General features: G+C 51.0%; 11 protein-coding genes. 1 reads left to right on the top strand and 10 read right to left on the bottom strand.

Going from position 1 to position 13092, the window contains the following annotated elements:
- Nucleotides 1–32: 32 nt before the first annotated feature.
- The 5 genes from AC0YNV_RS15580 to AC0YNV_RS15560 form a co-directional block, all read right to left on the bottom strand.
- Complete coding sequence (locus AC0YNV_RS15580; RefSeq protein WP_475768852.1) at nucleotides 33–1199, bottom strand: glycosyltransferase family 4 protein; 1167 nt, start codon at nucleotides 1197–1199, stop codon at nucleotides 33–35.
- A 25-nt stretch (nucleotides 1200–1224) separates the two neighbouring features.
- On the bottom strand, nucleotides 1225–3051 hold the full coding sequence (locus AC0YNV_RS15575; RefSeq protein WP_475768851.1) for a polysaccharide biosynthesis protein: 1827 nt from the start codon (nucleotides 3049–3051) through the stop codon (nucleotides 1225–1227).
- Nucleotides 3052–3278: 227 nt separating this feature from the next.
- A complete protein-coding gene (locus AC0YNV_RS15570) occupies nucleotides 3279–3938 on the bottom strand; it encodes a CpsD/CapB family tyrosine-protein kinase (protein ID WP_475768850.1) in 660 nt (219 codons plus the stop codon).
- Nucleotides 3928–4671: a YveK family protein gene (locus AC0YNV_RS15565; protein ID WP_475768849.1), complete on the bottom strand. Its 744-nt coding sequence runs from the start codon at nucleotides 4669–4671 to the stop codon at nucleotides 3928–3930. The genes AC0YNV_RS15570 and AC0YNV_RS15565 overlap by 11 nt, the downstream gene beginning before the upstream one ends.
- Nucleotides 4672–4767: 96 nt before the next feature.
- A complete protein-coding gene (locus tag AC0YNV_RS15560) occupies nucleotides 4768–5181 on the bottom strand; it encodes a helix-turn-helix domain-containing protein (RefSeq protein ID WP_210038020.1) in 414 nt (137 codons plus the stop codon).
- A 181-nt stretch (nucleotides 5182–5362) separates the two neighbouring features.
- Here AC0YNV_RS15560 and AC0YNV_RS15555 point away from each other — a divergent pair, with 181 nt between their 5' ends.
- A complete protein-coding gene (locus AC0YNV_RS15555) occupies nucleotides 5363–6244 on the top strand; it encodes a metallophosphoesterase (RefSeq protein ID WP_475768848.1) in 882 nt (293 codons plus the stop codon).
- A 32-nt stretch (nucleotides 6245–6276) separates the two neighbouring features.
- Here AC0YNV_RS15555 and AC0YNV_RS15550 read toward each other — a convergent pair whose 3' ends face one another.
- From AC0YNV_RS15550 to AC0YNV_RS15530, 5 genes are all read right to left on the bottom strand, one after another.
- A complete protein-coding gene (locus AC0YNV_RS15550; protein WP_475768847.1) occupies nucleotides 6277–8403 on the bottom strand; it encodes a right-handed parallel beta-helix repeat-containing protein in 2127 nt (708 codons plus the stop codon).
- Between the two features lie 227 nt (nucleotides 8404–8630).
- Entirely contained in the window at nucleotides 8631–9863 is a 1233-nt protein-coding gene (gene fliB, locus AC0YNV_RS15545) for a flagellin lysine-N-methylase (RefSeq protein ID WP_475768846.1), read from the bottom strand.
- Nucleotides 9864–10058: 195 nt separating this feature from the next.
- Nucleotides 10059–10979, bottom strand: a complete 921-nt coding sequence (locus tag AC0YNV_RS15540; protein WP_475768845.1) for an NAD-dependent epimerase/dehydratase family protein — start codon at nucleotides 10977–10979, stop codon at nucleotides 10059–10061.
- Between the two features lie 61 nt (nucleotides 10980–11040).
- Nucleotides 11041–11904 (bottom strand): MerR family transcriptional regulator, encoded by an 864-nt coding sequence (locus AC0YNV_RS15535; protein WP_475768844.1) that lies wholly within the window; start codon nucleotides 11902–11904, stop codon nucleotides 11041–11043.
- Between the two features lie 331 nt (nucleotides 11905–12235).
- Nucleotides 12236–13069, bottom strand: a complete 834-nt coding sequence (locus AC0YNV_RS15530; protein ID WP_210038026.1) for a carbohydrate ABC transporter permease — start codon at nucleotides 13067–13069, stop codon at nucleotides 12236–12238.
- Nucleotides 13070–13092: the final 23 nt, after the last annotated feature.

Here is a 13092-nt window from a genome sequence, read left to right as displayed (position 1 = left end):
GATTAATTTTCTTATCCATATCCCTTTGTATGTTATAGATAGGCACGATTATGCTGACTTTGGGCTTCATTTCCATCCTCCATCATGTACGTTGAATAGACCTTATCCAGCTCCTTTACCACTTGGGAGATGGAATACGCAGCCACGTCGTGAAGACTCATCGCACCCATCCGCCTGCGCAGCTCCTCCGATTGATAAAGCTCAAGCAAGCGGCTTGCAAACTTCGGGACATCATCAGGCGGGACAATGAATCCGTTTCTCCTGTCCTTGACCAGCTCCGAATGTCCCCTGTTCGCGGTTGCCACAACCGGCAGGGCGCAGGACATCGCCTCCATAATGTTGACCGGCAGTCCCTCCCGCAGACTGGAGGCAACGGCCGCATCGCACATAGGCAGCAGGCGGTCGATATCATCGCGGTAGCCGATAAAGTCAATCATGCTCCGGACGCCAAGCGCTGCAGCAAGGCTTTGGCACTCCGCAAGCAGCGGTCCATCGCCGGCAAGCAGCAGCTTCAGCGTCGGGGCCTGATCCTTGATCCGGGCGACTGCGCGGATCAGCAGCTGATGATTCTTGTTGCCGTTGAATTCAGCGGCGTAGAAGAGCAGAAATTCATGCTTGCCGTAGCGGAAGCCTTGGCGCAGCCGGTGCCGCTCCTGCGAGCCGACAGGCGCGAAGCGCTGGGTGTTGACACCGACGCCATGCACGCGGACCAACCGCTTCGCTTTGAACCTTCTTGCGGCCGCGAGGGTGTAATCCTCTTCGTTGATGGTAATAAGACAGTCCGTACGGCGGGCAAGAGTCTTCTCGATCGGGTAGTACAGCAGCCAGTTCAGAAGCGGAGCGCCCTTGCAAAAGTGAAAGCCATGTGCAGTATACAGAACACGCGTGCCGCTTCTTCTCGCGCTGCTTGCAGCGAGCCGGGTCAAGACGCCGCCCATTGGCGTATGGCAGTGAACAATCCGGTAGTCATTCCTCTCCATGAGGAGCTTCAACTGCCTGCAGCCCCTAATATTAGAAAGGCGCAGCGGTGAACGCTCGATGGAAATATTGAATTTCTGATCTGTAAACGGGAGCTCGCTGTCGCCCTTGGCCGCGACATGCACTTCCCAGCCCTGCTCCTTGAAGCGCCGCATGACCGGCAGATGAAATGCTCTGAAATGCGTATCCAGCGTCGCGACAAATAGTATTTTCGGAGGCATGCAGGTGCACCTACCAATCTTCAGGTTAACCGGATACGGACAGCAGCTCCGGGACGGCGATTTTATGATTCGCGAAATCCAGCAGCATTTGCCTCAGCTCCGCTTTGGTATGGGTATGGTAAATCGCCAGCAGATTCTCAATGTCGCCGAAGTCTACTTCGGAGGATTTTCCCACATAAATTTTCGGATAGACCTGCTTCTCATGAACCTCTCCGGCGGACAGCAGCTCCTCGAACAGCTTCTCTCCCGGCCTGACTCCCGTGTAACGGATGCCGATCTCCTCCACCGTGTAGCCCGACATGCGGATGACGTTTTTAGCAAGCTCCATAATTTTCACAGGCTCGCCCATATCCAGCACAAATATTTCCCCGCCCTTGGCAAGCGCTCCGGCCTGAATGACCAGCCTGGAAGCTTCGGGAATGGTCATGAAATAACGCACCATATCCGGGTGGGTAACCGTTACCGGCCCTCCCTGCTCAATCTGCTTCTTAAACAGCGGGATTACGCTGCCCCGGCTGCCCAGCACATTCCCGAAGCGGACGGCCACAAAACGGGTGGTGCTGTACCGGGCCATATGCTGAATGACCATCTCCGCAATCCGCTTGGTCGCGCCCATGACGCTCGTCGGGTTAACCGCTTTGTCCGAAGAAATCATGACGAATGTGCCGACACGATAATGATTTGCCGCCTTGGCGACATTCAAGGTGCCGATGATATTATTCTTAAGAGCTTCCTCCGGATTGCGCTCCATCAAGGGAACGTGCTTATGCGCAGCGGCATGGTATACCACATGCGGATGGTGGGCATTCATGACCGACATCATTTTGTCCGCATCCTGCAGATCCGCAATTTCCGTGATGAATTCAATATCTGTCTGCCCGAACATGTCCTTCAGTTCCATTTCAATCGTGTAGATACTGTTCTCCCCATGACCGAGGAGAATCAGCTTGTCCGGGTGGAAGCGGGAGATTTGCCTGCATACTTCCGAACCGATGGAGCCTCCGGCACCGGTCACCAGCACCACCCGGCTCGTGACATATTCCGAGATGCTGTCTATGTCAAGCTCCACCGGCTCCCTTCCGAGCAGATCCTCCACCTGCACGTCCCGGAATTGACTGACGGAAACCTTGCCGGTCGCCAGATCCTCCAGCATGGGGATGATTTGCGTCTTGGCCGTCGTCTTGGCGCATTCGCGAATAATCCGTTTGAGCTGATTTTTATTCAATGAAGGTATCGCGATAACAATATGGTCAATGGCAAGCTCCCGGGTCTTCTCTTCAATAGCCGCAATGCCGCCAATGACGGGAAGGCCGAGGATATCCAGATGATGCTTCTTCGCGTTGTCGTCGATAAACGCCACAGGCATCAGCTCTTTGTCCATGCTGCCGAGCAGCTGCCTGGCCACCATCGTCCCAGCGGACCCCGCTCCTATGATAAGCGTGCGTTTACGGTCCCCCTGCTGTCCAATATAGGTATCCCGCAGCAGCCGCCAGCAAAGGCGAGAGCTGCCGATCAGCAGAATATGCAGCATCCAGGTCACCCCAAGCAGCCGGAAATAGACATCATAATAGAGGATCTGCTGGATGCAGGCTGCTGTCACAATCGACAAGGTAATCGCTTTGGCAATATTGAGCAGCTCCCCGAAGCTGGCATACTCCCATGCCTTCTTATACAGCTTGTAGAGAAAGGCGAATCCATGATGGCTCAGAAGCAGCACAATGGAGCTGCTGATGATTGGAACCGTAAATACGTTTAATGTGGCGCTAACAAGAAAGCGGCTGAAGAAAATGGCTGTCATTACAATAAAGGAATCCATGAAAATCAAGAAAAATAGCCGTTGTCGATAGGTCAAAGTCAGGTTCACCCTTTCCATGCGATTAGTACAGCCGACAAGTCTCAGCCGCTGATTGTTATTCCCATTGTTTAGAGGGCTTACCTATCGGGTCTTCCCATTAAATGAAAACCCTATAGGTAAATCTCTAACAGCCAAGAGATTTAACCTTGTTTACACTGCCGCTTGATGTTCTTTATAACGAACGACGGTTCACACTGACAGAAGGATAAGAAGCAGAGCCTCCTTCAGCTTCTGTTCAGCACGGCACCGATGATCGTCGCTCCGGCAAACTCCAGAGAACGTTTGGCTTCCAGCGCTCTGTCCTGTCTGGTTTTGCCGCTTGTGAACAAGAGAATGACTCCGTCGCATCTGGCAGCCAGCGCATTTGTATCATGGTGGCCAAGAACCGGAGCGCTGTCGAAAATTACCTTGTCGTAATGGCCCTTCGCATACTCCAGAACCAAAGCCATCCGTTTGGAGTCCAGCTGCTCGATGGACTGATACATCAGGGGACCGCTTGGAAGCAGATCCAGCTTGTCGATCTCCGTATGGTGGATTGCCTGTTCCGGATCCACCTGCCCGGCCAGTACATTCGTTAATCCGGCTGCCGTCTCGAGATTAAAGACATGCTGCAGGACAGGCTTCCGGATATTCGTATCCACCAGCAGCACGCGTTCTCCCTGCTGTGCCATGCATACCGCCAAGTTGACGGCAGCGGTTGTTTTGCCCTCTCCTGACGAAGGCGATGTGACAATAACGGAATTGACCGTTTTTCCCCTGGAGGCATAACGGATATTATTGCGTATTGCCTTATACTGCTCCGCAGAAGCGGAATGAGGATGAAGATAGCTGATCAGGCAGGCGCTCACGGCATGTTTTCCCGGTTTATTTCGTTTATGATCCAATCGTTTCACCCCGCAGCGCTAAACTTTTCTTCTGCTTTTGCTTGCCAGGCAGCTTCCGCACCTTCATTCTCGAGACCTGTCCAAGTACCTGCAGGCCCAGCACTTCTTCGATTTCCTGTTCAGATTTCAAGGAGTCGTCCAATGAATCCCGCAGGAAGATCAGGCCGATTCCAATGGCCAGACCAGCCAGGAAGGCGGCATACAGAATCCGGTTGCTCTTGGGATTGATCGGCACAGGATTGGCAAGCGACTGCGCATCCGTCAATACTTTTATCGAAGTAAAATTCAGCGTTTCACCAGCAAGCCGCGTGAATTCACGAACGACAGAATTGGCAAGAGCGGCTGCAAGCGCAGGATCCGCATCTGCGACGGAAATGATTGTAATTGAAGAGCCCTCCACCGCGGTGACGCCAATCTGCTGCCTTAACGCCCCGGGAGAGCGGTTAATGCCAATATCCTTGATGACTGCATCCAATACGATCGGTTCTCTTATCATAACCTTCAGGGTGCTCATCGTTTCCGGGCTGTCTGCCCCGATAATAATCCTCGATGCGGCGCTGTATAGAGGTGTTTCAGGAATGGAATGGTAGGCATAACCCAGTATCGAAAATAATACCGTCGATGCGGCAGCAATCCACAGGCGCTTTCGAATGACGACAAACAAAGCCTTCAGATTAATCTCTTTTCCCGGTGTTCTTCTAGCGCTCCCGTTTCCGAGCCTTTCCGCTTCCATCAGGTCACCCGCTCTTTGCTTTTGTTTTTTATAAAGAACAATATGACTCCATATTAGTTCTTTATATAGAACATGTCAATACAGCAATGCGACTAATTAACCATAATTAATATGCAGCACAATAAAAGTGGATGTTTTGTTATACCTGTTAATATGGAGACAGGCATCCACATTATGTTCTTTCCATTTCTTAAGCACGATAAGATCCTTGGTTTCGTTCATATCCGTCCTGCTCATGCCCTCGTTGACAGCCTTGCGGATGATCGTTTTCCATTCTTCATCCAGAATATCATCCATTTGAAGCCCCGGCTGGTCGCGGTCCTCCAGCAGGAATTCAATGCTGGTATCCAGAGGAGCGGCAATTTTGGCCAGCATCTGAAGCGAAGGATTATTATGCACATTTCGTTCGATATAACTCAAATAAGATTTGGAAACACCCGCAAGGTCGGCAAGCTCTGTTATAGAGTAGCCTTTTTTTACCCGCAGACTTTTTATCCGGTCTCCAATCATAGGAATCTCCCTCATCTTTGTTAATGTCGAGGCGGCTGGACCGCAAGCACGCGCCTGCTTGTTATTTGCATCACCTCGCCGTTTGCAATACAATCATTGTAGTTCTTTATAACGAACATATCAAGCTTCTCAGGCTATATTTGCTATAATGTTAGTAAATCAGATACTAGTAGGAGTTCATATGAAAACAGAACGATATATAACACGGCGTACCTTCCTCAAAAAAAGCGGATTATTATTCGGCGCCTTGCTCGCAGCCCCGATTGCGGGCTTTAGCTATACGCGGTATATGGAGCCGCGGCTGATCCGGATTGTAAACAAAAAACTGGCCTTTCGCAATCTGCCTGGCTCATACGAAGGCTTGCGGATTGTGCATTTCAGCGATGTCCATCTGGATTTTCATTACGGTCTGGACCGGATGGAGGGTCTCGTTGCAAAGCTTCGGGAGCTTCAGCCTGATCTGCTCTGCTTCACAGGCGATCTCTATGATAATTCGGTGGGATCAAGCAAAGAGGGATGCTCCCGTCTGCTGGGCCAGCTGAAGGCACCTCTTGGCAAATGGGCCGTGCTTGGAAACCATGATTATACGGCAGGCGCGGAGGTTGTCACCTCGATTCTGGAGGACGGCGGTTTTCGGGTGATGAACAACAGCTGGGAGCCGATCGGGCACGAAGGGCAGCCTTTGCGGATTGCGGGAATTGACGATGTCCTGCGGGGCAGCCACGATTTTGATACGGCTCTCCCGCCAAACGGAAAAGAGCCGTTCACCATTTTGCTTGCCCATGAACCGGATATGGCGGATGAGGCGCTAAAATATAAGGTCGATCTTCAGCTGTCAGGACACAGCCACGGCGGACAAGTGCGTCTACCCCACTTCGGCGCCATTTTTACACCTGAGCTTGCACGCAAATATCCGGATGGGTTGTATGTACTCGGGGATGAGAAAAAATTAACGCTTTACACCAATCGTGGGATAGGCGTCTCCACCTATCCCGTCCGCTTCTGGTGCCGGCCGGAAATCACCGTATTGACATTGACTGGCGGTCCTCGAACCGGGTCCTGATCCGCTTAATCAGCGGCAGCCGATGCCTGCGGTCATGACTTGGTGTTGCCGGATGCCTTATCGTTGCTCTTGAGCGACAGGATGGCGGCGTGCAGACTGTTGTTCTTGATCGTATAGGCCGGAGCGCCAACGCCTGCATTGACGGTGGAAATGCCTACTGCCGCAATATTCGAAACAACCCGATTGCCAACAACGGAGGCTTTCAAAATATCGAACGGATCGCCGCGCTTCCAGTAATCGTTCAGCTTGATCAATTCCATACTTGTACTCGTCAGCTTGTCGGCCGTAATCGAATTGTTCTCAAGCGTGACATTCGCCGCGGCTTGAACATTAATCGCCTGTGAGTTGCCGCGAACCTTGAATACGGAATTTTTGATTGTCAGATCCAGCTGCGGATGCTCGCCCAGAAAATTCGTATTGACTGTGGAATTGGAGATAAACGTGCATTTGTCAAAAACATACTTGCCGCCGGCCACGGCTTGAATTGAGCCGAATTTGCCGCCTTCCGCCCCTTCAAGCATACAACCGTTGTAGGTCCCCGGCGGCAGCGAGAGCCCGTATTCGGAATTGAAGCCAAGCACCTTCAAATTGTCGAAAATACTGCCAACCGCGCCCCCTACTACAGCCCGCAGCGTCGGTTCGCCATGAATCGTCATATTCGTGATGCGGATTGGCTGACCCCAGACCGCTAACCCCGAATCGCTTTTCTTATTGTTGTACATCGTAATATTCGAAACGCTGACCCCGAACGGGACCTTCGACGTTACCGCAAACCGGGAATCCTTCAGCACCATCCCGTCGATCGTTATATTCGGACCCTCAAAATACGTGTAGGAATCGTTCATTTGATTGCCGATGAACGCGGCATCGTTGGTGGCGGATATACGCGAGCCGTCAAAATGATTGTTGATCACCCGCGCCCCCGTGAACGGCTCTGATACCGCAAGGCCTATCGCTCCCTTGGATCCCAGTTCATTGCCCTCCACTACCGCATCACGGCCATCATAGAGAATAACATCATACGCGGCATTATTATAGAATCGATTGTTTTTAATATTAATATTGCTGTTCCGGTTGCCGTTCTCGCCGAAGCCGCCTTCCACATCGATGCCGGACTGCGGTGCGGTGCCTTTGATATCATGAAGGATATTTTTGCTGATGGTCACATTATCCGCGCCGCCGACAGTAATGCCCTGGCGCCGGTTAAAGGCGAATTCCGAGTTGGTGACGAGCGCATTGCGGGTCAAGGCGCGGTTCCAAAACTCCATATAAGCGCCTTTAGTGCCCGCTTTGGCATAGACCAGATGAAATGAACTGGCCTTCGCCGGAATATCAATCAGATCACGCATTTTCACATTTGGCAGCTTTTTGATAAAACCGCCGGCTGCATTGTAGAAAACTAAATCGACAACATTCGGCAAATTAACCGGATTGGCAAGTTCGAACTGACGCTCTGTCTTGAAAATCGGATTGGAGAAATCAAGCTGCGCCTTCGTTCTGATTTTTTTCGCATCCGTGACTGGACGGCCGAGGTCGTCGATTCCTCCTGAGACGAAATTTCCTTCGTACAGGTCATTGACCAGCGTATTTTTCCCGCCCAGAGCCAGACCGTCGCCCGTAAGGTTAATCGCTTTGATGCCGTCGATGGTCAGGTTAATGGCTCCTTGGGTCTGAATGCCGTATCCGCTCTCATGTGTCCCTGAGGTATACGGATTGTCTTTTTTCGTATAATCATGAGTATCTTTGTCACCGCGGTAGGTTCCGCCCTTGAGCGTTACATTATCGGCCCCATAGCCGATATACATGATCTCGTAGGCTTCGCGTCCGTTGGTCTCCTTCTGGAGCACTGCATCGCTTGGCAGCTCGAAGCGCATGTTCCCTACCATATTGATCCGACTGTTCTTGTCGATCAGGTATTTTCCCGGAGGCAGCGAAGCAGCCTGAATATTGTTCTGGTGAGCCCATTGCAGTGCGGCGTTGATTCCCTTCGTCGTCTCTACCGGATGTGTCCCGTTATTATAAATCCCGAACCGGGAAAGCTCGATCAGATAAGGGATCCGGGCTGATTCAGCACCTTCTGCCGTTGTCGTCGAAAACCCCGGATGCCACACGAGCGATATCATCATAATGAAGGCCGCTGCCAACATTTTGATCTTCATAACTTGTCCCTCCCCTATTTATATTGTCGAAGCATGAGGATGAAAAAACAAAGAGAGAGTCCTGATCAAGCTCTTTGTTTTTTTCACTATAGCACTGCGAAAAGCCTGTCCGTGATGGACAATCATACTAATTCCCAAAATTTGTTTGACCCTCGAATCCATTTCATATAAGGCTTTGGCATTAAGAAATGGATTCCCTCATAGGACATATTCAGCGGGGAATGGACTCAATTTTTGATAAACAGACACATATATCCCAGACTATCATAGTCTTTCTTTCTCAAATCATCCAGTATCTTCTTATGAAACAGGGAAGCATGTTCGTAATTTTTGGTATAGGACTGGATCAGCTTGACCGCCAGCTCCCTGGAAAGCTCCTTGTGATAAGAGGCCATACCGATAAGATGCAGCTTAATCATGGCAAAATCAAGAATCAGCATCCTGTAGCAGTCAAAAACCGGAATGCCCTGCGACATCTCGCCCAGTACGCGGCTGTAGATGGCGTTCAATATATAGTTCTCCAATATTTGCGGATTGCTGTCGAGAAAAGGGGCGGTGTACTGTTCATATGATTCCGTGTATACATCCAGGATCGATTCCAACGATGCGTCTGTGGCCTTCATCCCCCTCGTATAATCATTCATACATTCCCGATACCGGGTATTCCATAGCGTATCCTCCAGAATCCCCATCAAGTAGTTGTTCAGGTACTGCAGCTGAAAAGTAGGATCGACCGGAAAAACGTTATAATCCAGCAGCTCTTCGTTGTGGGCAGCCTCATGCCGGAATTCCAGCAGGAAAGCGGGAATATCCCTGAATTTCTTCTCCTCCATCATGAGATTGACATTATCGCAGAACACACCGAGCAGGATCAGACGATGCGGCAGGCTGAACTGCCTGTAGCGGATAATTTCCATCATCATCCCGCGAATCTGCGGCAAATAATAATCACGCTTCTTCTCGTCATGACCGCTGCTGGTTACATGCCTGAATGCAAGTATGCCCGGATCTCCCGGGGACGCTTCTTCAAAATCCATCGCCTGGCGATCCAGCAAAATGACTCTGGCCGCTTCCGGGCAGGAGAGCTGCAGAGACATCTCCGTCGCAGCCCCCGCCTGATTCACGACCCGCGGATACGTCCGGCAGGTTTGCGACAGATACTCTTCCCCCAATGTCGCTTGAATGGTGCATAATCCCCCATCCAACATGGAGCAGTTCCCGGTTTCGGGGTTCAGCTGCATTTCCGCGTAATCCTGGGCACTGCCATTTTTTTTGACGGTCAAATGGTCGTTCAGCTTCTTTCTCATCCCGCTGTGGGTTACCGTCTGGTAGCGGTTATAGCTCTGCTTGTCGATGCTGATGCCCCACCAGGCGCAGCAGGTATCCTCGCAGCTGCTGCCGATGCACGAGAATTGCTTCAAATAGTGAGGGACGGCTGTCTGATTGTTTGTCATGCCCATTTTGAAGTGCCTCTTCTCTTTATGATCCTGTCTAATTCATATATCGGCTGCCCGGGATCATTTGATGCGGTGAAAAAAAACGGAATGCCCCAAACAGGGCATTCCGCATGTACTGTTGATCTTTTTTGCTTCATCGGCTTTCTTCACTTTATCATTTATCGCCATAATTTGTAAACTATCACACTCTCCTGTCGATCATCTTCTTAATTGCGGGGATGCCAGCGTCTGTGCCAATGCGTTCTCCAAGGGCGTGGCAGCCAAGCCGAACCGTTTGGTGAATGAACTGCTGTCCACGATAAAATCCTGCTCGAACTGGTACAGCATTTCGATGCTTTCCCGCGCTTCCGGCAGGAACAGACCGCCTAATCGAAGCATGCCTTTGCCCATGGACCGGATAGCGGCAGGAAATCCCGCAAGCCGATAGGCGGCTGCGGCAAACTCCCGTGTCGTGACAGTGTCAGCATTCGGCACATGCCAGGCACGCCCGAATGCGCCCTCATCCCGACTTAATGCGACAAGCGCCTTGCCAAAATCGTCAATAAACGTATATGTGTGCTTCTTATCGGGATTTCCCAGGACGGTGCATGGTTTCCCTTTCACGATGGATTGGAAGAACCGCAAGCCCACCGACGAGCTGTGGACGTCCGGCCCGAAAAAATCCGCCCCTCTTCCCATTGCCACCTGGAGCTTGCCCTCCTGATGCAGCTGCAGCAGCCGGCGGGACATCTCCGCCCGGACCCTTCCTTTCCTTGTTGCGGCGGCGTATGGCAGCTCTTCATGCATGATTCCGCCTGCCTGCCCGTACATATATACATTTTCGGCAGCGACAAGCTTCGCTCCCGCGTCCATAGCGCCGGCGGCAATATGATCCTGGAAAGAAAGGAACATATGTTCCCATTTCTGATACGGAGGCTGCGCACATTGAAAGACGACTTTCGCTTGTTTCATAACCGCCTTGGTCTGATCCTTGTTCATGAAATCCGCCTTCACCACGCGCACTCCGGATGGAACCGCCGCTTTCCCGCTTTGACTGACCATTGTGACCGGTTCCCCGCAAGCGGCAAGCTCTCTCATGACGGACATGCCGAGCGGTCCCGTTCCCAGTATTACATTCATCGTATGTTCCTCCTCCTTAAATCTGTTGGACTGGTCAAAAAAAGAATAAACCCTATAGCAGCTATAGGGTCAATACTTTTCGTACAGGTATTTGGAGCTCCACGATAAATTCATCCGGCTTCATCATTTGGGCCATATCCACCAGATACTGCTCCATAGAAGGACCACTCTCTTTATAGTGATTCCTCTCCATCCACTCCACCAATTTAAGATAGACGCGCTTGCAGGATTCCTCGTTAGGAATTCCGCAGTAGAGTGCGGTGATATATTCGCCTCCGGGAATAATCCGGGTATAAGCTTCCGGCACTTGAGCTCCCGGAGAATCGGTAGACATACAAAATTCAAGATCGGAATCATTGCGGTCGAAGGTCATGATATTCTCATGATAGATGGTCAGCAGCCGGTTCGGGACCAATCCGCAGGCTTCGGCTTTTTGGAACAGTTCAGTAAACTGAACAATCGAAGCCTCCATGCCGCAAGCCGATCTCCTTCGATCATACAAAATATATTGATCGGGAAGCCGTTTCAACTCCACAAGCACATCAAGATTCTTAAGTCCGCTCCCCAGCTCTCTGAGGTATCCGATCTGATTCTTTCGCTTATCTATCGATTCTACAATTCTCGCTAATTGTTCAATCTCTGCTGCCGTTTGCCTGCGCTTGGCTTCCAGCTTTTCCAACAGGCCATCCAGACTGTCGCTGGTCATGGCTGCTTTTATTTCATCAAGCGAGAAATTCAGCGCCTTCATATCCTGAACTATTTTAATCACGAGAATCTCGGAATTGGCGTAATAGCGATAACCGGTGGAGGGGTCAATATGACCAGGGTTCACCAAACCGATCTTGTCGTAGAAACGTAATGTTTGCACGGAGATGCCGCAAATCTTCGACGCCTGGCCGATGGAATAGTATTGATCATGACGCATGGCGCTTAACTCCCCCTTTTGTGATAACTGGTATGATTTACAAGCACCGCTGCTGCCCTGCAAAAAAGCCTCAATAACCAGCCCACAATCCATTTCTGAATATCGGGTTGTATTTTGTGATTCTCCACTGATATTTCGTTTGAAACACCACCCTAATTAGACCTCTGATCTTGGACAATTGAATACCTAATTATAACAGATATTTTATGACCAAAAGAAGAGCTGCGATAAGCATGTCCTCCAGTATGGTGCTGCTCTGTCATCACTTCCTCTGCAACCGGAAAAGGGGCCCCCGTGGAGGGCCCCTTGCTTCCGATTGCGATTTAAAACTTCAGCCTTTGATGCCCGAAAGCGTTACGCCCTCAATAATATACCGCTGCCCGATGATATAGACAATAAGCACCGGAATAAGCGCGATCGCTGCTCCCGCCATCATCAGGGTCCAGTCCGTCGCGTACATGCCCCTGTACAGGTTGAGCATCATCGGAACGGTAAACTTATCCGGGCTGTTGAGGAAAATTAACGGATTAAAGAAGTTGTTCCACATGCCGAGGAAGGTGAATATCCCCAATGCCGACAATGCCGGCTTGATCAAGGGCAGCATAATCCGCGAGTAAATCGTCCATCGGTTGGCCCCGTCCACGATAGCCGCCTCTTCCATTTCCTTGGGAATGCCCTTAAAGAACTGGCGGAGGAGAAACACCCCGAAGGCATTCAGCAAAGCAGAGGGAACAATGATCGACAGATGGGAATCCAGCCAGCCGATGTTCTTCATAATGAGATACAGCGGAATAATCGTAACCTGTCCGGGAACCATCATGGTGGCCAGAAACATCAGAAACAGCGGCTCACGCATGGGAAAACGGATCTTGGCGAACGCATAAGCGGCCATGGAACAGGTTAGCAGCTGCGACAGAACGACGATCACATTAATATAGAAGCTGTTGAAGTATGCCCGGCCAAACGGCAGCGCCGTCAGAGAGTCCTTAAAGTTGGACCAGACGAAGGGGCTTGGAATCCACTTCGGCGGCACGATGAATACCTGCGATAAATCCTTCAGCGCGCTAAGCACCATCCAGACGAAAGGGAGTGCCATCACGCAAGCCCCCAGAATCAGCACAAGATGGAGCGCCAGGGTGGAAATACGGAAGCCTTTTAGCTGCATATCGTTGCTCCTCCTTACCGAAT

Source organism: Paenibacillus sp. JT31N11 (assembly GCF_056269285.1).
This window is presented reverse-complemented; position numbering and strand designations above follow the sequence as displayed.